Below are 19,884 nucleotides of genomic sequence, written 5' to 3' on the forward strand. Positions count from 1 at the left end.
CCATACACCAAAGGCTGCGCGTCATGGTGCGCGACAGACAGCCCACGTTTTTGCACTGCGAAGCCTTCCGGACATGTGTCCGGATGCAATCCCGAGGCGGAACTCCTCCTCCTCCCTCCCTCCCTCCTTCGTCTCGGGGCGCTTCGCAGGCCTTTGTATTCCAGCCCACCGGGCTGTGGGGGTCTGAGTCATGCGCTCCGACCACCACCCCCAGCCCATCGGTGGCAAAGCCCCCCGGCGCCCCCGCATCGCCATCATCGGCTCGGGCATCTCGGGCCTGGCAGCGGCCCACACGCTTCAAGGCCTGGCCGACATCACCCTGCTTGAAGCAGGCGCTTATTTCGGCGGACACACCCACACGGTCGACATGACCCTGCCCGACGCCGAGGGCCTGCCGGTTACCTTCGGCGTGGACACCGGCTTCCTGGTGCTCAACGAGCGCACCTACCCCAACCTGCTGGCGCTGTTCGCGCAGCTCGGCGTGCCGGTCGCGAAGTCGGACATGTCGTTCTCCGTGCAGGCGCCCGGGGCTGCGCCCGACGGCTCGGCGCTGGAATGGAGCGGCTCCAGCCTGGCGACCGTGTTCGCGCAGCGGCGCAACCTCGGCAACCCGCGTTTCTGGCGCATGTTGCGCGACATCGTGCGCTTCAACCGCATCACCACCAGGCTGGCACAGCGCGGCGAAGACCTGGTGCCCGGCAGCCCGCTGCTGCAGCCGCTGGGCGACTTCCTGCGCGCACAGCGTTTCTCCGACGAATTCCGCGACTGGTACTTCCTGCCCATGATGGGCTGCATCTGGAGCTGCCCGACGGACCAGATGCTGCGGTTCCCGGTGGCGACCATGGTGCGCTTCTGCCACAACCACGGCCTGATCCAGATCACCAACCGCCCGCAGTGGTACACCGTGGCCGGCGGCGCGCGGCAGTACGTGGAGAAGATCGTGGCCGGCATCGCCGACAAGCGGCTGAACACACCGGTGCAGCAGGTGCTGCGCGACGCCGAGGGCGTGCGCGTGGTGACCGAAGGCCGGGTCGAACGCTTCGACGCCGTCGTGATGGCCTGCCACAGCGACCAGGCGCTGGCCATCCTGGGCGATGCCGCCACGGCCGACGAACGCGCCGTGCTCGGCGCCATCCGCTACCAGCCCAACCGCGCCGTGCTGCACACCGATGCGTCGGTGCTGCCCGGCGAACGCAAGGCCTGGGCGGCCTGGAACTACGAGCGCGCGCCCAGCGCGGACAAAGAGTCCGCCCGGGTCTGCCTGCACTACTGGCTCAACCAGCTGCAGCCGCTGCCGGTGCAGCAGCCGGTGGTGGTGTCGCTCAACCCGCAAAACCCCATTGACCCGGCGCTGGTGCACGGCGAATTTGAATACGCCCACCCGGTGTTCGACCTCGCTGCCATCCGCGCGCAGGCCCGGGTACCGGCGCTTCAGGGCCGGCAACACACGTATTTCGCTGGCGCCTGGATGGGCTACGGCTTCCACGAAGACGGCCTGAAAGCCGGCCTGCACGCGGCGCGCGCGCTGATCGACGCACACGGCCTCGTGCCCGCGAGCAGCGAAGCCGCGGCCCGCCGCGCCGCGCTGCCGGGGGTGTTCGCGTGAATGCCGTGCGCAGCACGCCCTTCGAGCCACCACAGATCGGCTTCGGCCAGGTGCGCCACACGCGCCACCGGCCGCAGCGCCACGCCTTCGCCTACCCGACCTACTTCCTGATGTTGCCGATGCGCAGCCTGCGCGCGCACGGCAGCGGCACGCTGGCGCGCAACCGCCGCGCCGCGCTCGCCTTCCACGACGCCGACCACGGCGACGGCCGCAGCGACAGCCTGGCCTGGCTCGACGAACTGCTGCAGCAACACGGCATCACCGACGCCGCCGGCGAGGTCTGGCTGCACACCTACCCGCGCGTGTTCGGCTACAGCTTCAAGCCGGTGAGCTTCTGGTACGCCCACCGCGCCGATGGTTCGCTGCGCGCCGTGGTGGCCGAGGTCAACAACACCTTCGGCGAGCGCCACTGCTACCTGCTGGAAAACCCGGTCTACGGCGTGCCCTGCACGGCAGACAAGGTGTTCCACGTCTCGCCCTTCTGCCCGGTGCGCGGCCAGTACCGCTTCGTCTTCATGCGCAGCACCGTCGACGGGCAGGACCGCACCGTGGCGCGCATCGACTACTTCGACGCACCCGGCGAAGCGGTGCTGATCAACACCAGCGTCAGCGGCCAGCTGCAGCCGCTGGATGCGCAGAGCGTGCGCCGCGCGCTCTGGCGCTACCCCGCCATGACCTTCGGCGTGATCGCACGCATCCACTGGCAGGCGCTGCGCCTGTGGATCAAGCGCGCGCCCTTCTTCCGCCAGCCCGAGCCACCGCGCGACTTCGTCACCGCGGGCGACGCCCCACCGCCCGCCCTCTGATCCTTCACCGCTGCCCACCGCCGCCATGAACAGCACCACCGCCCCCAACGCCGGTTTCGCCCTGCCACGCAACGCGCCCGCCGCCGCCCGCAGCACGCTGCAACTGCTGCAGCGCCTGCGCCACGGCAGCCTCACGCTGCAACTGCCCGATGGCTCCCTGCAGCGCTTCGGCCATGGCGAAGGCATCCACGCCAGCCTGTCCCTTCACAACTGGAACGTGTTCGGCGCGGCCCTCAAATCGGGCGACATCGGCTTCGCCGAAAGTTACCTCGCGGGCGACTGGCACACGCCCCACCTGACCGACCTGCTGCGCCTCTTCATCGCCAACCGGCGCGACATCGAAGACGTGATCTACGGCTCGTGGTTCGGGCGGCTCGCCTACTGGATCCGCCACAAGCTCAACCGCAATTCCAAGACCAACAGCCGCAAGAACATCCACGCCCACTACGACCTGGGCAACGCCTTCTATCAACTCTGGCTCGACGGCACGATGAACTACTCGTCGGCCCTGTTCGAAACGCCGGACCAGGACATGGTGGCCGCGCAACACGCCAAGGTGCGCCGCGCGCTGAGCATGGCCGGCGTGCAGAGCGGCGACCGCGTGCTGGAGATCGGCTGCGGCTGGGGCGCGCTGGCCGAGATGGCGACCACCGAGTTCGACGCCTCGATCACCGGCGTGACCCTGTCCACCGAGCAGCTGGCGTTTGCACAGCAGCGCATGGAGAAGCTGGGCACGTCGTCCCGCGCCGATCTGCGCTTGCAGGATTACCGCGACATCAACGACGAGCCCTTTGATGCCATCTGCTCGATCGAAATGGTCGAGGCCGTGGGCCGCGAGTACTGGCCGACCTACTTCCAATCGGTCGCGCGCCTGCTCAAACCCGGCGGCCGCGCCTGCATCCAGAGCATCGTCATCGCCGACGAGCACTTCGACCGCTACATCCAGGGCACCGACTTCATCCAGCAGTACATCTTTCCCGGCGGCTGCCTGCCGTGCCCGCGCGCGTTCCGCGCCGAGGCAGAACGCGCCGGGCTGGAAGTGGTCGACCAGTTCGCTTTCGGTCCCGACTACGCACACACGCTGCGCCTCTGGCGCGACGCCTTCCTGCACCAGCAGGAGCGCGTGCTGCAGCTCGGTTTTGACCAGCGTTTCCTGCGCATCTGGGAGTTCTACCTCGCCTACTGCGAAGCGGCCTTCGCCGAGGGCAACGTCGACGTCGTGCAGTTCACGCTGCGCAAACCCGCCTGACCGCCATGAACACCCATCGCCTGCGGCCCCGCCGCCCAAACACCCGAGCCCTCTGGCTGGCGCTCGCGCTGGCCGGTGCGCCCGGCGCTGCCCTGCTCGCCAACACGCCGGAACCCACGCTGGACACCGCGCTCAAGGACCACCAGGCCGTGGGCCAGGCGCGGCTGCGGGTGTGGGGCTTCGAGGTCTACGACGCCAGCCTGTGGACCGCGCCGGGCTTTGACGCACAGCGCTACGCCGAACACCGCTTCGGCCTGGAGCTGAGCTACCTGCGCCCCTTCAAGGGGCGCGACATCGCCGAACGTTCGATCGACGAAATGCGCGGCCTCGCCAGCGTCAGCCCGGCGCAGGCCGCCCAGTGGCTGGCGGCCATGAGCGCGCTGTTTCCCGATGTGCAGCGCGGCGACCGCATCACCGGCGTGCACGTGCCGGGCAGCGGAGCCCGCTTCTACCTGAACGGCCAGTGGCGTGGCGAGATCGCCGACGCCGGCTTCGCCCGCCTGTTCTTCGGCATCTGGCTCTCGCCCAGGACCTCGCAGCCGCGCATGCGCGACAACCTGCTGCAGCCGCTGGCCCAGGCGCGCCAGCCATGAGCTTCCCAACGCCAGCCGCCGAACCCGCCGCGCGCTTCACCGCGCCCGGTGGCTGGCGCTACGGGCTGGGCTACGGGCTGCTGGGCCTGCCGCTGGCGTTTGTGGCGCTGCCGCTGTACGTCATCCTGCCCAACCACTACGCCCGCGAGTTCGCCGCGCCGCTGGCGGCGCTGGGGGCTGTGCTGCTCGGCGCGCGCCTGATCGACGCCGTGCTCGACCCCTGGATCGGGCGCTGGTGCGACCGCCTCTTTGCGCGCTCCACCGGCGCGGTGCTGGGCGCTGCGGCGCTGGCCGCGGTGGTGCTGGCGCTGGGGTTGTGGGGCCTGCTGTTTCCGCCCGCCGCCGTGCTCGACCACGGCATGGCGGCCCTGCTGGGCTGGGCCGGCGGCGTGATGGCGATCACCTACACCGCGTTCAGCATCGTGAGCGTGGCCCACCAGGCCTGGGGCGCGCGGCTCGGCGGCAACGAAGCGCAGCGCAGCCGCGTGGTGGCGTGGCGCGAGGGGCTGGCGCTGCTGGGCGTGCTGCTCGCCGCGGTGCTGCCCGGCACGCTGGGCCTGGGCGCCACGGTGACCAGCTTCGCCGTGTTGCTGGCGCTGGGCTGCTGGGTCTGGAGCCGCTCCGTCGCGCCCGTCGCATCAGCCACCGATCAAGGTGCGGCGCCCGCTGCCGCGCTGCAGCCAGGCCGCTCGCCGCTGCGCCAGCCCGCGTTCCGGAAACTGCTGGCGGTGTTCGTGCTCAACGGCACGGCGAGCGCCATCCCGGCCACGCTGGTGCTGTTCTTCGTGCAGGACCGGCTGCAGGCGCCGCCCGCGCTGGAGCCGGCCTTTCTGGCCACGTACTTCCTGTTTGCCGCGCTCTCCCTGCCGCTGTGGGTGCGCGCGGTGGCCCGGTTCGGACTGGCGCGCACCTGGCTGGCCGGCATGGCGCTGGCGGTCGCGGTGTTCATCTGGGCCGCCACGCTCGGCGCGGGCGATGCCGTGCCGTTCCTGATCGTCTGCGCGCTCTCGGGCGTGGCGCTGGGCACCGACCTGGCGCTGCCGGGCGCCATGCTCGCCGGTGTGATCGGGCAGCTGGGCGAACGCGGCCAGCGCGAGGGCGCCTATTTCGGCTGGTGGAGTTTCGCCACCAAGCTCAACCTGGCACTCGCCGCCGGACTCGCCCTGCCGCTGCTGGCCTGGTTCGGCTACACGCCGGGCGCGCGCTCGCCCGAAGCCCTGCAGACCCTCACCGCAGCCTACTGCCTGCTGCCGTGCGCGCTCAAGCTCGCCGCGGGTGCTCTGCTCTACACCCTGCTCATCCGCCCGGAAACCGCGGCCGCGGCCGCCCCCACGACCAACCCGTTGAAAGCCCACCCATGAAACGTCGCCTCCTGCTCACCACCGGCGTGGCCTCGCTGGCCGTCCTGACCGGCTGTGCCGGCCCGCAGATCGCGGACTACGCGAACGACCGCCCCACACTCGATCTGCGCAGCTACTTCAACGGCATGCTCGACGCCTATGGTGTCTTCACCGACCGCTCGGGCCAGGTGGTCAAACGCTTCACCGTGGTGATGCGCTGCAGCTGGACCGGCGACGACGGCGTGCTCGACGAAGACTTCACCTATTCCGACGGCACGACGCAGAAACGCATCTGGCGCCTCAAGCACCTGGGCAACGGCCGCTACACCGGCACGGCCGACGACGTGGTCGGCACGGCCCAGGGCGAAGCGCGCGGCAACGCCTTCCGCTGGGGCTACACGCTGGCGCTGCCGGTGGACGGCAAGGTCTGGAACGTCGAGTTCGACGACTGGATGTACCTCATGAACGACCACGTGATGCTCAACAAGGCCCGCATGAGCAAGTTCGGCATCCACCTCGGCGAGGTCACGCTCTCTTTCGTCAAGAGATGAAGCCTTTGTCCCACCGGCCACTCCCATGACACCCCAACGCAGTTTTGTCGAACCCGGCACCGCGCGCACGGACCACCCCGCGCAGCAGCGGCGCGGCTGGTCTCTGCTGCGCCCGTTCAACCCGCCCATCACCGACTGGGGGGGGCAACGGGTCTGGGTGATCGGCGCGTCCAGCGGCATCGGCCTGGCCACGGCCGAAGCGCTGATCGCGCGCGGTGCCAGCGTGATGGTTTCGGCACGCGGTGCGGCGGCGCTGGAGCGCCTGGTGGCGCAACACACCCGCACCGGCGAGCCGCCTCCGGCGCAGGCCTGGCCGCTGGACGTGACCGACACCGCCGCCGTGGCGGCCACCGCGCGCGCCATCCTCGCGCAAGGGCCGCTGAATCTGGTGCTCTATTGCGCCGGCCACTACCGCGAGATGCGCGCCACCGAGTTCGACCTGGGCGAGCTGCAGCAACACCTGGCGATCAACTACAGCGGTGCCCTGAACGTGCTCGACGCCGTGCTGCCCGCGCTCATCGCGCGCGGCAGCGGCCACATCAGCCTCATCAGCAGCGTGGCGGGTTTTCGCGGCCTGCCCAAGAGCCTGGCCTACGGCCCGACCAAGGCCGCGCTCACCAACCTCGCCGAAACGCTCTACCTCGACCTGGAGCCGCTCGGCCTGGGCGTGAGCGTGGTGCACCCGGGTTTCGTGCAGACGCCCCTGACAGCGCAAAACGACTTCAGCATGCCCTCGCTCATCACACCCGAGCAGGCCGCCGCGGCCATGCTCGACGGCTGGGCGCGCGGCGCCTTCGACATCCACTACCCCAAGCGTTTCACGCGCTGGATGAAGCTGCTGCGCCTGCTGCCCTACCGCGCCTACTTCCCGGCCGTGCGCCGCTTCACCGGGCTATAAGGCGGCATGAACACCACCGATTCCCGCGCCGCCGTGGCCCGCATCACCGCGTACTTTGAAGCGCTCACGCCGCAGAGCGTGGCGCAGATCGGCGACTTCTACACACCGGACGCCCGCTTCAAGGACCCGTTCAACGAGGTGCAAGGCATCCCGGCGATCACACGCCTCTTGGAACACATGTTCGTGGCGCTGCACGAACCGCGCTTCGTCGTGACGCAGCAGATCGTCGATGGTGCACAGGCTTTTCTGGTGTGGGAATTCCGCTTCCGCTTCAAACGCTTCGACACCGTGACCGAGCAGGTCATCCGCGGCGGCTCACACCTCACGCTGGCCGAAGACGGCCGCATCCGTGAACACCGCGACTACTGGGACGCGGCCGAAGAGCTGTATGAAAAGCTGCCCGGGCTGGGCGTTCTCATGCGCTGGCTGAAACGACGCGCCAACACGTAGGCCAGAAGGGAAGTTGAACCCAGGGCACCGCGGAACCGGCTTTGCCGGGCCGCCAGTGCCGCCCCCTTGAGGGGGTGACGCGCCCTTGGGCGCGGCGCGGGGGGGGGTCAATCCGGCCGGGTGTCCGAGAAACTCTGGCGCAGCGCCAGCTTGTCGGCCAGGCGGGCCAGGTTCGGGTAGGTGGTGCGCCACTCGATGCCGGGAAAGCGGAAGCCCAGGTACCCCAGGGCGCAACCCACGGCCACGTCGGACAGGCTCATGTGGATGCCCGAGCAGAAGGGTTTGTCACCCAGGCCCTGGCTCATGGAGGCCAGGGCGGCGTGGATCTTGCCGATCTGGCGCTCGATCCAGGCGTCGCAGCGCTGCGCATCGGTGCGGCCGGGCCAGGTGGCTTCCAGCCGCGCAAGAATGGCGGCGTCGAGCACGCCATCGGCCAGCGCTTCCCAGGTTTTCACCTCGGCGCGTTCGCGCCCCTGGGTCGGAATCAGCTTGCCCACCGGCGACAGCGTGTCCAGGTATTCGACGATCACGCGCGAGTCAAACACCGCTTCGCCGCCTTCCATGAACAGGCAGGGCACCTTGCCCAGCGGGTTGGACGCGGCGATGGTCGTGTCGGCGGACCACACGTCTTCCGGCAGGAACTGGTAGTCCAGCTTCTTCTCGGCCATGACGATGCGCACTTTGCGCACGTAAGGGCTGGTGATGGCGCCGATGAGTTTCATGAAGCAGGCATGTTGCACGGTAGACCGCGGATCGGCCATTTTAGCGAGCGATTCCCGGCCCGCGGCTGACACGCATGACAGGGAAAACACCCGGCCGCTGCGGGCGCTCCGCGCGACCCAGCCGCCCGGCGGTGGCCCGCTCACGGGACCGCCTCCTACAATGGCGGGATGCGCCCGACCTCTCCTTCCCCCTCTGCCTCGTCCACCCCCGCCACCTCGGCCCTGTCGCCGATTTCCGCCCTCTCGCCGCTGGATGGCCGCTACGCCGGGCGTCTGGCCCAGCTGCGCCCTTTCATGAGCGAACAGGGCTACATGCACCGCCGCGTGCAGGTGGAAATCGCCTGGTTCATCGCCCTGTCCGACGCCGGGTTTGCCGAATTCCCCGCGCTCTCCCCCGGCGCCCGCACCTACCTGATGGGCCTGGTGAAGAACTTCAACGAAGCCGATGCGGTGGCCATCAAGGACATCGAAAAAGTCACCAACCACGACGTGAAAGCCGTCGAGTACTGGATCAAGTCGAAATTCGACGCCCGACCCGAGCTGGAAAAAGCCGCCGAGTTCGTGCATTTCGCCTGCACCAGCGAAGACATCAACAACACCAGCCACGCGCTGCAGCTCAAGGGCGGGCGCGACGCGGTGCTGCTGCCCGCGCTGGACGGCGTGATCACCCGGCTGCGCGAGATGGCGCACGCCTTCGCCGCCGTGCCCATGCTCAGCCGCACCCACGGCCAGACCGCCAGCCCCACCACGGTGGGCAAGGAGATCGCCAACGTCGTGGTGCGCCTGGTCGCGGCGCGCGAGAAGATCGCCAGCGTCAAGCTCATGGGCAAGATGAACGGCGCCGTGGGCAACTACAACGCCCACCTGTCCGCCTGGCCCGATTTCGACTGGGAAGCCTTCAGCCGCCAGGTCATCGAAGCGCCCGAGCCGCTGGGCCTGGGCCTGAGCTTCCAGCCGTATTCGATCCAGATCGAACCCCACGACTACATGGCCGAGCTGTTCGACGCGGTCGCGCGCACCAACACCATCCTGATCGACCTGGCGCGCGACATCTGGGGCTACGTGAGCGTGGGCTATTTCAAGCAGCGCCTGAAAGCCGGCGAGATCGGCAGCTCGACCATGCCGCACAAGGTCAACCCGATCGACTTCGAGAACGCCGAAGGCAACCTGGGCCTGGCCAACGCCCTGCTCAAGCACCTGTCCGAAAAGCTGCCGATTTCCCGCTGGCAGCGCGACCTGACCGACTCCACCGTGCTGCGCAACATGGGCGTGGCGCTGGGCTACGCCGTGCTGGCCTACCACTCTATGGGCGTGGGCCTGGGCAAGCTGGAACTCAACGAAGAAGCGCTGGCCGCCGATCTCGACGCGTCGTGGGAAGTGCTGGCCGAGCCGATCCAGACCGTGATGCGGCGGTTCGGCGTGGCCGGTGCCTATGAAAAGCTCAAGGAAGTCACCCGCGGCAAGACCGTGACCGCCGAGGCCCTGCACGCGCTGATCCGCAGCCTGGACATCCCGCAGGCCGAGAAGGACCGCCTGCTGGCCATGACGCCGGGCAGCTACGTCGGCAAAGCCACGGAACTGGCGCAGCGCGTCTGATCCCTGTGCCCCGCCCGGACGGCCCGGGCAGCCCCGGCTGCCCCGAAATGGCGTGACATAATTCTCGGACCGATCTGTTTTTGTGACCTGTTTGTGTGGCCTGTTGGCTTGAACATGCGGCTTTGCTGGCAAAGTGCACCGACCAGTTGATGTGGCGCAACCAGCATTCATGATGGCAGCGCCCACCGTCCCGCGCATGCATCGCGCCTTCAGAAGAACCCACAACCATCCCCATGGCCATTGAATTGTTCAACCAAGACGGCCATGTGTGCCTGATGTTCGCGCACCTGAGCGACGAGGGCGGTGAAGCGGTGCAGGCCAACCAGTTCCTGGTGATCGATGGCCAGCAGGGCGCCATCATCGACCCGGGCGGCAACGTGGCCTACAACGAGCTGCTGCTGACCATCGGGCGCTACTTCCAGCCCAGCAAACTGACCGAGATTCTGGCGTCGCACGCCGACCCGGACATCATCGCCTCGCTCGACCGCTGGATGACCAGCACCCAGGCCACGCTCTACATCTCGACCCTGTGGGAACGTTTCGCGCCGCATTTCTGCAAGCCGGGCAAGACCGCGGGGCGCATCATCGGCATCCCCGACCCGGGCATGCGCATTCCGCTCGGCCGGTCCGAGCTGGTGGCATTGCCGGCGCACTTCATGCACGCCGAGGGCAATTTCCAGTTCTGGGATCCGGTGAGCCGCATCCTCTTCTCGGGCGACCTCGGTGTGTCGCTGGGCACCTCGGCCGACGCCGCCCAACCCATCACCTCGCTGGCCCCCCACCTGCCGCGCATGGAGGGTTTCCACCGCCGCTACATGGTCTGCAACAAGGTGCTGCGCCTGTGGGCCAACATGGCACGCACGCTGCCGATCCACATGATCGTGCCGCAGCACGGCGCACCCATCGCGGGCGCCGCGGTGCAGGAGTTCCTCGACTGGATCGTCACGGTGAACTGCGGCGTCGACAACATGACGCAGGCGAACTACACCCTACCAGCCTGAAGGCTGTTCCATCGCCCGCTCGGCGTAGCGGTTGAAGCGCCAGGCGGTGCCTTCCAGCGTGATGCGCCGCCAGCTCGCGCGCTTTTCGCCCGGCGTCATCCCGGTCCAGCGCTGCACTTCGTCAAAGGTGCGGCCGCAGCCCTTGCACACGGCATCCCCCTGGCTGGTGGAGCAGATGGCGATGCAGGGGGTGTCCGGCATGGTCTGGAACCAGGCCAGCCAGGCCTCGCGCACCGGTGGCAACAGGCTGGCTTCCTCGACCTCGGTTTCCTGACGGTACGCCATGCCGGCATACAGCTCGGCCAGCGCGCGCGTGGGCTCAGCCAGCGCCAGGCCATCCGACGAGGGTGAGCGCTCGCGCCAGTAGTTGATCGCGGCTTCGAGATCGGAGATGTGGATGCTGGCCATGGGGACTGGATGATAGCCAGCCCCCCGCTGCAGGTTTGTGGAAAGTCCGTATGCCCCTGACAGCCGCTGACAGCCACGCCTCTATACAATCGCGGCACTCGAAGGGGAGTAGCTCTCCGGTCAGGGTGGCGGCCAACCGGCCCGCCGATCATGACCGTTCGGACCGTCGTCAGGACGAAGCATCTGCTTCCGGCGATCCGAGACCGGTGATCCGTCACCGGCCTGAGCAAGACCTTTGATAGGCCCGCCCAGGCCGATCAAGGCCTGCCTGCCCTTGCCACGGTGCGTTCGCAGCGTGCGCCAAGCGACCGGTCGGCGCCCGTCGATCGGCCGAGGTCTGGGCCTCATTCCCCAACACCAAGAGGACCACATGGATTTCCTGACATCACCCCAGTTCTGGGTCGCCCTGGGACAGATCATCATCATCGACATCCTGCTCGGCGGCGACAACGCGGTCGTGATCGCGCTGGCCTGCCGCAAGCTGCCGCCCGCGCAGCGCACCAAGGGCATCCTCTGGGGCACCGCGGGCGCCATCGTCCTGCGCGTGATCCTGATCGCCTTCGCGATGACGCTGCTCAACGTGCCTTTCCTCAAGCTGGTGGGCGCGGTGCTGCTGGTGTGGATCGGCGTGAAGCTGATCGCGCCCGACGAAGACGGCCACGGCGACATCCAGGGCAGCGACAAGCTGTTCGCGGCCATCAAGACCATCATCGTGGCCGACCTGGTGATGAGCGTGGACAACGTGATCGCCATCGCCGGTGCCGCGCAGAACGCGGGCGAACACTCGATGCTGCTGGTGGTGCTCGGCCTGCTGATCTCCATCCCCATCATCGTCTGGGGCAGCACGCTGGTCATCAAGCTGATGGCGCGGTTCCCCTCCATCATCGTCGCGGGTGGCATGCTGCTGGGCTGGATCGCGGGCGGCATGCTGGTGTCCGACCCGGCCCTGGCCGACCCGGCCAACATGGCCTGGATGCCCAAGCTGTCCCAGAGCGCCACCTTCCACTACGCCGCCGCCGTGGCCGGCGCGCTGCTGGTGCTGGCCATCGGCAAGATCGTGGCCTCGCGCCAGAAGCCGGCCGAGGCATAAGCCAAGCGCCCGAACCGGTGAACGGAAAACGGGGCGGCACCTGCGGGTGGCCGCCCTTTTTCGTGCGCCCGATGCTATGCTGCCCGCATGAAACTCATCCTCAAATGGCTGCTCGCGGCCTGCGCGCTGTTGCTGGTGGCCTACCTCTACCCCGGCGTGCAGATCCAGAGCTTCACCTCGGCCCTCATCGCGGCGGCCGTGATCGGCCTCTTCAACATCGTCCTGCGCCCCGTGCTGGTGATCCTCACCCTGCCGGTGACGGTGATCACGCTGGGCCTGTTCCTGTTCGTCATCAACGCCCTGCTGTTCTGGGCCGCCGCCAGCCTGCTCAATGGCTTCGGTGTCAACGGCTTCTGGGCCGCGCTGCTGGGCTCGCTGATCTACTCGGCGCTGATGCTGGTGGTGGACGCCGCGCTCAAGACGGTATCACGGGGTTGAACGGCTTGTCCGGTCCTGGCGACCGGGTGCGGCCCTAACGCTTCTCGCTCTCCAGTTCCAGCGCCAGCTCGCGCTGCAGGCGCTCCACCTCGCGGCGCCGGCTGTCCACGATGGCGAGCTCCATCGGGTCCGCTGCGCGCTGCGCCGCCGGCAAGGCCTGCGCGGCCCGGAAGCGGTCCGCGGCCCCCTCGAAGTCCAGGTGCGCGGCGCGCGATTCGGCTTCGGCGCGGATCGACCGCAGCGTGTGCCCCTGCGCCTGGTGTGCCCGCGCCAGCACCTGCCAGGCCATGGCGTCGCGTGGGCGCTGCACCACCCAGGCCTGCAGGCGCACCACCGCGCGCTCCGGGACGCCGGTCGCCAGCGCGGCCTGCGCACCCAGCAAGAGGTCGGCCCGCGAATCGCCCGCCAGGGCCTGGTCGCGCAGGGCCGCCAGCAAGGCACCGCTGGGATCCACGCGGCTGTTGCTCTGGCCGCCCGCGGCGGGTGCGCTCAGCAGCAACTCCAGCATCAGCGCGTCGGCGGCAGGCCGGGCGCTCGCCGCCACCGCGCCCCGCAGGCGCTGCGCCAGCTCCAGCGCCAGATCGCGCTGCCCCAGGCGCTGCGCCGACAGGGCGGCCGCATAACGCACACCGGGCGTGGCGCTGGCGCCCTGGCCAATCTGCAACCAGGCGCGCAGCCGGTCCGGCCCGTTTTCGGCCAGCACGCGGGCACGCGCCGCCATGAGGGCATGCCGCTCGACGCTGACGGTGGGGGTGCTGGAAAGGGACGTCACCCGCCCGGAAGGGCCCGGTGCGGCGCTGGCCAGCGCCGGCAGGTCCAGCCGCAGGCCGGTTGACCCACCGGCCGCGGGCGTTTCGGCAGCAGCGCCGGGCACCGCGGACCGGAGCGGCCCCACGCCCGGCCGGGCGCTCGCCGTCGCCAGCGGCAGGCGCGCGCGCATGTCGGCGATGCGCTCGCTGGTCAGCGGGTGGCTGCGCAGGTAAGGAAAGGAACCGTCGTCGTTCAGGCGCGCGGCCTGCTGCAGGCGGTCGAACATGTCGACAAAACCCTGCCCCTCGAAACCCGCACCGGTCAGCACGCCAAAGCCCACCCGGTCGGCCTCGCGCTCCATGTCGCGCGAAAAATTCAGCTGGGTCTGCATCGCCACCGCATGGCTGCCCATGATGGCGGCGTTGGCCACCTCGGTGTTGGCGCGCGCGGCCAGCGCGCCCAGGATCAGGGCGCCCAGCATCCAGGGCGCCATGCGGTCCTGGTTCGACACCAGGCGCGCAATGTGGCGCTGCGACACGTGGCTGAGTTCGTGCGCCATCACCGAGGCCAGCTCCTCCGGCCGCTCGGTCACCGCCAGCAGGCCCAGGTTCACGCCCAGGTAACCCCCCGGCAAGGCGAAGGCGTTCACCCGCCGGTCGCGCGAAATCATCAGCTCCCAGGCCAGCCGCTCCGACAACTCGGGCGGCACATCGCCGCGCGCGCGCGCCGCGCCCAGCAGCGGCTGCCAGATCGCCGCCAGGTAGTCGCCCAGCACCGGGTCGTCCAGGTAATCCGGGTCGCGGTAGATGTCGCGCGCGATGCGGTCGCCCAGGCGGCGCTCGGCCGCGATCGACATGCCCTGCTCGTCCCCCAGGCTGGGCAGCCCGCCGCGCGCTGCAGCCGCTCCCGGCGCGCCACCGGCCGCGGGGTTCGTCTGGGCGTTCGACAGGGACACCGGCACCGCGACCAGCGCGGCCAGCAGCACGGGCACGGAAAAGAGGCGTCGGGGCAGCGGGAATCGGGGGGTCGTCAGCAGGCGCATCCCCGTATGATGCCGCCAACGCCCCCAGGTTTCTGTAAAGACTGCGCAAAAGCCCGCCATGAACCACCCGACCACCCCGACCCCCAGCCCGCTCACCCATTTCGACGCCGAGGGCCAGGCCCACATGGTGGACGTGGCCGCCAAAGCCAGCACGCACCGCGTGGCGGTGGCCGAAGGCCGCATCCGCATGGAGCCCGCCACGCTGGCGTTGATCCAGAGCGGCAGCGCCAAAAAAGGCGACGTGCTCGGCATCGCCCGCATCGCCGGCATCCAGGGCGCCAAAAAGACCAGCGACCTGATCCCCCTGTGCCACCCGATCGCGCTCACGCGCGTGGCGGTCGAGTTTGAGGTGGAGCCTGAGTCAAACAGCGTGCTGTGCCGCAGCACCGCCGAATGCACCGGCCAGACCGGCGTGGAAATGGAAGCCCTCACCGCCTGCAGCGTGGCCCTGCTCACGATCTACGACATGTGCAAGGCGGTGGACCGGGGGATGACGATGGACGGGATGCGGTTGATGGAGAAGCGCGGCGGGAAGAGCGGGCACTTTGTGGCGGGCTGATGCGAGGCACCCAAGTCAATTCAACTACAAACTGTTGATTTAAAACACTGTTCAGTGTAAAAGTAATTTTTCATAAAATTCACTGAACACATCATGAACCTGGCGCATCTCGTCACTGAAAACAACGAGAACCAGCTGCGCCAATACACCGACGCCACAGCGGTGTTCGGCGCCCATGGTCGCGCCGTGAAAGAAGCGTTGACCGTGCGCGGGTCGATGTTCTGGCGCGACCTGCGAGGTGTCAGGTATCTGATCCGCGTGTCGGCAGCGGGCGCGCAGCATTCACTGGGCAAAGAATCTGAGCAGACCAGCGCCATCTATGCCAGCTTCATGAACCGAAAGGCCCAGCTGGAGCGAAGCCAGAAATCCCTCGCCATGAAGCTCGACGAAATGCGCAAGCTCAACAAGGTCTATGGCGTTGGACGCACACCGCAGGTCGTGGTCTCGCTGCTGCAATCGATGGAAAAGGCGGGCATCGCCGAACAGTTCCTGACCGTGGGCACCCATGCGCTGTACGCCTACGAGTCGGCTTGCGGCGTGCGCGTGGGCACCGACGCGCTGGCCACCCGCGACATGGACCTGCTGTACGACACCCGCCAACATGTGTCGTTCGTGACCACCCTGAAACGGCTGGACTCGTCGCTGATCGACATTTTCCGCAAGGCCGACAAGACCTTTCGCATCCGGTCAGACCAGTTGCAGACGGCGGTCAATGACGACGGCTTTGAAATCGACCTGATCCGTCGAACCGCGATCGATGACGATCCCCACCCTTTGCCCATGAGCACCAAGGAAGAAGACTTCTGGGCCGTGCAGGTTCCGTCGGGCAACCAGCTGGTGTCGGGCCGGAAGTTTGAGCAGATGGTGGTATCGCCCAAGGGCGACATGGCCTTGATGCGCACGGTGCATCCATTGGACTTCGTGAGGGTCAAGACAAGCATCGCCGCGTCAACCCAGCGCGACCCGCTCAAGCGCCCCAAAGACGCGCTGCAAGCCCAGATCGTTCAGCGCCTTTGGGATGACTATCTGGTCCACCTGCACAGCGCCAAAGGCATGAGCACAAGCCAAGGTGGCAACGAATCGGACTCGACCTGAGTGTCCGGGCTGGCGGGGTGCGGCTGATGGAGAAGCGGGGGGGAAGAGCGGGCATTTTGTGGCGACGGCTGCGGTGGGTACGCCCCTGGTGACCTGAAACCCCGCACAGGCACTCAATAAACCGCCATCGGCTCGATCTCAGCCTCGATCCGACTGGCCATGGCCCGCTCGGCCAGCTTCAGGTCGTGCATCTGCTGAAGATTGAGCCAGGACTGGGCATCGCCGCCAAAGAAGCGGGCCAGACGCAGGGCTGTGTCTGGCGTCACGCCACGACGCTCCAGCACGATGTCATTGATCCGCCCGGCCGGCACATGCAACGCCCTGGAAAGCGCATTGGCGCTCATGCCCAGCGGTTTCAAAAAATCTTCTCGCAAAACCTCGCCGGGGTGCACCGGCCGCATTCCGTTCTTGATCATGCTGCCCTCCTTGGCAAAAGAATCAGTGGTAATCAACGATCTCCACATCGGCTGGACCTTCCGCGGTCCACACAAAACACACCCGCCATTGTTTGTTGATGCGCACGCTGTGCTGCCCGATGCGGTCTCCCGACAAGGCCTCAAGGTGGTTACCCGGCGGAGACCTCAGAAATTCCAGCGTGGTGGCTGCGGCCAACTGGGTCAGTTTGCGCTCCGCCACTTCCTTGAAGTTGGCAAATCGCCTGGACTTGCCGGTCTCATAAAGCGCCCGCGTATCACCACACTTGAACGACTGGATCATGGAGCGTCATTTTATACCGCATACCGGTAAGCGGCATATATTGCCGGTGACCCACATGACACGCCAAAGAAAACCACGGTCAAAATCCGTTGCGCCAATCCACCGCCGAATGCACCGGCCAGATCGGTGTGGAAGTGGAAGCCCTGACCGCCTGCAGCGTGGCCCTGCTCACGATCAACGACATGTGCAAGGCGGTGCACCGGGGAATGATCATTGGCGGGGTGCGGTTGATGGAGAAGCGGGGGGAAGAGCGGAATATGTGCGGGAGTGTCACGCTGACACCCCCGCAAATTAAGAGCGTCAACCAGATATCATTTGAATCCATCAATCTGCGCATAGCCCACAACCTGCCCAGACTTGTCCAGAAGTGCGATCCAACCCAGATCTTTGCTGGAAGTCAGGGGAAGGTACCTCAGGTCGAAAGCTGGGATTTTCGACTTGCGGACAGCGTCCTCTAGAACAACTTTCTGAGCTCCGTCATCGCTTTGGAGCACAGTCAGAGGCTTGGCACGTCGTGCAATCTCAGCTTGAACCTCGGAATACGGGATCCACCAAGACGGTCGCAGCGAAGGAGGCACGCCGTTCAATGAAGCCTCCAAGCTTTCAAGCCGCTCTTGTGAGGATCGAGGAGCGCGCACAGCTACCCTTTGAAGACCAAACCAAGGCAAATTTTGAAACTCATTCGAAATCTGAGTGAAGTCAGTGGTCTGAACCTCATTGGCAGTCACCACAACAAAACGGTCTGTTTCAAATGCCAGCACAACCGGGCGCGCTGAAAAGACTGAAAACAGTCCGTAAAACAAGGCACCCAGCTGGATAACCACGACCAGGGTGAGATCGACCCACCGTTCACGCACGGATTTCCGCGGACTCGCCAAGACTAGTGTGAGCATCGGGCCACAAATCACATCCACCAGAACGACAAGAAGGAAAATCTGGGTCACCCCGAGCATGGTGCGCCAAGGATTTGGGTACCAACCACTAAACACCACGACTGATGACAGCAATGCCACAAACAAACTGCCGATTAAGTGATAGAAGCTCCAGCGGAGAGCAAACCCGATTCTCGAAACGTTGAAAAGCTTCATAGCATCAGTTTAAGATCGCATCATCATTGATGCCTATATTGTCTGTGGCCCCCGCTTGAATTGAATCTGGTTGGTAGCGCGAAAAAGAAAAGACCGCCAAAGCGGTCTTTTCTTTCAGAAGAGCGAAAGAGCAGAAAATTCATTCTCCTGCGTCACTCGCCTCCTTGGACATTAAGCACCACCAGCACGGCACTCATTGGGCACGTACTTGTAGTTAGCAGTAGCAGCCGTTGTGCAAGCCCAGTCAATCGCACCTGCCACACCCGTAGCAGGAGTCAGACTAAAGACCACACTTTTGGCGGTGGGATTCATAGTCGTTACCACAACACCAGTATCGTCAGTGCAAACCACGGAAGTCACGGCACCCACAGCACCAATGTTGTTCACACCAGCACAGGAGCCTGCCGCAATGGTGCCGCCATTGGCAGCAATGTTTTCGGAGATGGTTGGCTTCATGCCACTGGCCAAGTTCAGGCCCTCTGTAACACGGGCACGCACCGTGTAGTCCTGATAAGCCGGCAGGGCCACGGCGGCCAGAATACCGATGATGGCCACCACGATCATCAGTTCGATGAGGGTGAAACCTTTTTGCATGGAACGCTTCATTGCGAAAACTCCTTGGGTGGTTGGGGGAGAGGAACGCGTTCTCCTGAGCAGGGTCCGTGCCAACCCGACAAGGCCGGGTTTCTGCGGTCTTTTTCACGCCGCAGCCGGTGCATGTGACGATTTGTGTCCTGTGATGCTTTTTGCTACTGACAATTTTTGTCACCCCGGTCTGGGCAGACAGAAATTGTCACTTGCGGCGGCAAGGTCTTTGTGTTCAGTGTTGAAGGCGTGATGCCAGCGCCAGCGGTGTGATGACCCGCTGCCCCAGGCCGGCGTCTGGCAACAAACGCGGTCGCCCGTGACCAGGATGAGATCGGGGCTGAGCGCCAGCAGGTTCCACAAGAACGGATCGCCCGGGTCTGGCGAGTCGGGTTGCGGGCAGATCAGGCCGGCCACCACGACAGGGGTGTCAATAATGATGTCGATGGGTTTCTCGGCGCACGGCGCCAACTTCTTCCAGAGCCACTCACAGCTCGAAAGTCTGCCCGGCGCTGAGCCAGCGGATGTCATGGCGCACGTCGTCCACCCGGCTGGGCGTCTGGTCGAAGCGCTGGATCTCGTCCATGATGAGTCCGGTTTCGGCGGGCTTGGTGTGGGTGATGTAGATCGGGTAACGCTGGCGGCGGTCGATCTGGTCGAGCTCTTCGGCCAGGGTGCTGGGCGCGAGGTGCAGGCTGCGGCGGGCGAGCTCTTTTTCGCGGTCGCTGAAGGCGGTTTCGATGATGAGCAGGGCCACGGGCAGCTGGTTGACGCGTTCCCAGAAGGCGGGGTTGCGCTCGGTGTCGCCGCTGAAGACCCAGTGGCCCGAGGCGGTGGCGGCGGCGTAGCCACAGGCGGGCACGGTGTGCACGGCGGGCAGCACCTCGATGGCCTTGCCGCCCACCTGCAGCACCTCGCCCACGGTGATGGGCACGCAGCGCATGAGCGGTGTGGCGGCGCTGGGGATGGTGGAAAAATCGGGCCAGATGAGGTTGTTGAAGATGTGGGCCTTGAGGGCGTCGATGGTGCTCTGCAGGGCGCGCACCTGCAGCGGTTCGGCGCCCGCGGCCAGGCGGCGCGCGGCCACGGCGTCGAGCATGAGCGGCAGGCTGGCCACGTGATCCAGGTGCGAATGGGTCAGCAGGACGTGGTTGACCCGGGCCATTTCGTCCAGGCTGAGATCGCCCACGCCGGTGCCGGCGTCGATCAAAACGTCATCGTCGAGCAAAAAGGAGGTGGTGCGGCAGCCTTGCGCGATGGCGCCGGAGCATCCCAGAACGCGTACCCTCATCGGTCTTGT

The 19,884-nt window shown here is 66.7% G+C and carries 23 protein-coding genes and 1 pseudogene; 15 read left to right on the forward strand and 9 right to left on the reverse strand.

The genetic code is table 11. The annotated features are described in order from the left end of the window. Positions 1-190: 190 nt before the first annotated feature. Genes AC0GNO_RS16825 through AC0GNO_RS16860 form a run of 8 tightly spaced genes read left to right on the forward strand, consistent with a single transcriptional unit; the run spans position 191 to position 7,493 of the window. Positions 191-1,606, forward strand: a complete 1,416-nt coding sequence (locus AC0GNO_RS16825) for an NAD(P)/FAD-dependent oxidoreductase (RefSeq protein WP_472904794.1) — start codon at positions 191-193, stop codon at positions 1,604-1,606. Further along, positions 1,603-2,412, forward strand: a complete 810-nt coding sequence (locus AC0GNO_RS16830; RefSeq protein ID WP_472904795.1) for a DUF1365 domain-containing protein — start codon at positions 1,603-1,605, stop codon at positions 2,410-2,412. The genes AC0GNO_RS16825 and AC0GNO_RS16830 overlap by 4 nt, the downstream gene beginning before the upstream one ends. Positions 2,413-2,437: 25 nt before the next feature. Beyond that, positions 2,438-3,661: a class I SAM-dependent methyltransferase gene (locus AC0GNO_RS16835; protein WP_472904796.1), complete on the forward strand. Its 1,224-nt coding sequence runs from the start codon at positions 2,438-2,440 to the stop codon at positions 3,659-3,661. Between the two features lie 5 nt (positions 3,662-3,666). Then, positions 3,667-4,254, forward strand: coding sequence for a chalcone isomerase family protein (locus AC0GNO_RS16840; protein WP_472904797.1), 588 nt, complete (start codon positions 3,667-3,669; stop codon positions 4,252-4,254). After that, entirely contained in the window at positions 4,251-5,615 is a 1,365-nt protein-coding gene (locus AC0GNO_RS16845; protein WP_472904798.1) for an MFS transporter, read from the forward strand. Before AC0GNO_RS16840 ends, AC0GNO_RS16845 begins: the two co-directional genes overlap by 4 nt. Beyond that, the gene (locus tag AC0GNO_RS16850) at positions 5,612-6,145 is read left to right on the forward strand and encodes a DUF3833 domain-containing protein (RefSeq protein WP_472888643.1); all 534 of its coding nucleotides are present in this window, start codon (positions 5,612-5,614) and stop codon (positions 6,143-6,145) included. Before AC0GNO_RS16845 ends, AC0GNO_RS16850 begins: the two co-directional genes overlap by 4 nt. 25 nt (positions 6,146-6,170) lie before the next feature. Then, entirely contained in the window at positions 6,171-7,043 is an 873-nt protein-coding gene (locus tag AC0GNO_RS16855) for an SDR family NAD(P)-dependent oxidoreductase (RefSeq protein ID WP_472904799.1), read from the forward strand. Positions 7,044-7,049: 6 nt separating this feature from the next. Continuing rightward, the gene (locus AC0GNO_RS16860) at positions 7,050-7,493 is read left to right on the forward strand and encodes a nuclear transport factor 2 family protein (RefSeq protein WP_472904800.1); all 444 of its coding nucleotides are present in this window, start codon (positions 7,050-7,052) and stop codon (positions 7,491-7,493) included. Positions 7,494-7,600: 107 nt separating this feature from the next. Here the strand turns inward: AC0GNO_RS16860 and AC0GNO_RS16865 are convergent, their stop codons facing one another. After that, on the reverse strand, positions 7,601-8,215 hold the full coding sequence (locus tag AC0GNO_RS16865; RefSeq protein WP_472904801.1) for a glutathione S-transferase N-terminal domain-containing protein: 615 nt from the start codon (positions 8,213-8,215) through the stop codon (positions 7,601-7,603). 168 nt (positions 8,216-8,383) lie between these two features. Between AC0GNO_RS16865 and purB the strand changes: the two genes are divergently transcribed. Both purB and AC0GNO_RS16875 read left to right on the forward strand, forming a co-directional pair. Then, positions 8,384-9,811, forward strand: coding sequence for an adenylosuccinate lyase (purB, locus tag AC0GNO_RS16870; protein ID WP_472904802.1), 1,428 nt, complete (start codon positions 8,384-8,386; stop codon positions 9,809-9,811). Positions 9,812-10,044: 233 nt separating this feature from the next. After that, the gene (locus AC0GNO_RS16875) at positions 10,045-10,812 is read left to right on the forward strand and encodes an oxygen-binding di-iron domain-containing protein (protein ID WP_472904803.1); all 768 of its coding nucleotides are present in this window, start codon (positions 10,045-10,047) and stop codon (positions 10,810-10,812) included. Here AC0GNO_RS16875 and AC0GNO_RS16880 read toward each other — a convergent pair. Next, positions 10,801-11,220: a DUF3717 domain-containing protein gene (locus tag AC0GNO_RS16880; protein ID WP_472904804.1), complete on the reverse strand. Its 420-nt coding sequence runs from the start codon at positions 11,218-11,220 to the stop codon at positions 10,801-10,803. The genes AC0GNO_RS16875 and AC0GNO_RS16880 overlap by 12 nt on opposite strands. 370 nt (positions 11,221-11,590) lie before the next feature. Here AC0GNO_RS16880 and AC0GNO_RS16885 point away from each other — a divergent pair, with 370 nt between their 5' ends. Together AC0GNO_RS16885 and AC0GNO_RS16890 are read left to right on the forward strand one after the other, a co-directional pair. Further along, positions 11,591-12,310 (forward strand): TerC family protein, encoded by a 720-nt coding sequence (locus tag AC0GNO_RS16885; protein ID WP_472904805.1) that lies wholly within the window; start codon positions 11,591-11,593, stop codon positions 12,308-12,310. A gap of 87 nt (positions 12,311-12,397) precedes the next feature. Further along, positions 12,398-12,748, forward strand: a complete 351-nt coding sequence (locus AC0GNO_RS16890) for a phage holin family protein (RefSeq protein WP_472888635.1) — start codon at positions 12,398-12,400, stop codon at positions 12,746-12,748. Positions 12,749-12,782: 34 nt separating this feature from the next. Here AC0GNO_RS16890 and AC0GNO_RS16895 read toward each other — a convergent pair whose 3' ends face one another. Beyond that, positions 12,783-14,540: a M48 family metalloprotease gene (locus tag AC0GNO_RS16895; protein WP_472904806.1), complete on the reverse strand. Its 1,758-nt coding sequence runs from the start codon at positions 14,538-14,540 to the stop codon at positions 12,783-12,785. Between the two features lie 58 nt (positions 14,541-14,598). Between AC0GNO_RS16895 and moaC the strand changes: the two genes are divergently transcribed. After that, entirely contained in the window at positions 14,599-15,099 is a 501-nt protein-coding gene (gene moaC, locus AC0GNO_RS16900; protein WP_472904807.1) for a cyclic pyranopterin monophosphate synthase MoaC, read from the forward strand. Between the two features lie 93 nt (positions 15,100-15,192). Continuing rightward, positions 15,193-16,194, forward strand: a complete 1,002-nt coding sequence (locus AC0GNO_RS16905; RefSeq protein ID WP_472904808.1) for a GSU2403 family nucleotidyltransferase fold protein — start codon at positions 15,193-15,195, stop codon at positions 16,192-16,194. A 113-nt stretch (positions 16,195-16,307) separates the two neighbouring features. On the opposite strand, the gene AC0GNO_RS16910 is transcribed toward AC0GNO_RS16905, so the two are convergent. Next, positions 16,308-16,610, reverse strand: coding sequence for a HigA family addiction module antitoxin (locus tag AC0GNO_RS16910; protein WP_472904809.1), 303 nt, complete (start codon positions 16,608-16,610; stop codon positions 16,308-16,310). A 22-nt stretch (positions 16,611-16,632) separates the two neighbouring features. Beyond that, positions 16,633-16,911: a type II toxin-antitoxin system RelE/ParE family toxin gene (locus tag AC0GNO_RS16915; protein WP_472904810.1), complete on the reverse strand. Its 279-nt coding sequence runs from the start codon at positions 16,909-16,911 to the stop codon at positions 16,633-16,635. 104 nt (positions 16,912-17,015) lie between these two features. Between AC0GNO_RS16915 and AC0GNO_RS16920 the strand changes: the two are divergent. Further along, positions 17,016-17,156: pseudogene (locus AC0GNO_RS16920) on the forward strand (cyclic pyranopterin monophosphate synthase MoaC); the annotation flags it as partial. A 66-nt stretch (positions 17,157-17,222) separates the two neighbouring features. Here AC0GNO_RS16920 and tfpZ read toward each other — a convergent pair. The 4 genes from tfpZ to AC0GNO_RS16940 all read right to left on the reverse strand — a co-directional run bounded on the left by tfpZ (position 17,223) and on the right by AC0GNO_RS16940 (position 19,875). Continuing rightward, complete coding sequence (gene tfpZ, locus AC0GNO_RS16925) at positions 17,223-17,999, reverse strand: TfpX/TfpZ family type IV pilin accessory protein (RefSeq protein ID WP_472904811.1); 777 nt, start codon at positions 17,997-17,999, stop codon at positions 17,223-17,225. A gap of 171 nt (positions 18,000-18,170) precedes the next feature. Next, complete coding sequence (locus tag AC0GNO_RS16930) at positions 18,171-18,605, reverse strand: pilin (RefSeq protein WP_472904812.1); 435 nt, start codon at positions 18,603-18,605, stop codon at positions 18,171-18,173. 159 nt (positions 18,606-18,764) lie between these two features. Beyond that, positions 18,765-19,115 carry a hypothetical protein gene (locus AC0GNO_RS16935; RefSeq protein ID WP_472904813.1) on the reverse strand — a complete coding sequence of 117 codons (351 nt, stop codon included), beginning with the start codon at positions 19,113-19,115 and terminating at the stop codon, positions 18,765-18,767. Beyond that, positions 19,072-19,875 carry a 3',5'-cyclic-nucleotide phosphodiesterase gene (locus AC0GNO_RS16940; protein WP_472904814.1) on the reverse strand — a complete coding sequence of 268 codons (804 nt, stop codon included), beginning with the start codon at positions 19,873-19,875 and terminating at the stop codon, positions 19,072-19,074. The genes AC0GNO_RS16935 and AC0GNO_RS16940 overlap by 44 nt, the downstream gene beginning before the upstream one ends. Between the last annotated feature and the right edge of the window lie 9 nt (positions 19,876-19,884).

It is taken from the genome of Hydrogenophaga sp. L310, from assembly GCF_055703065.1.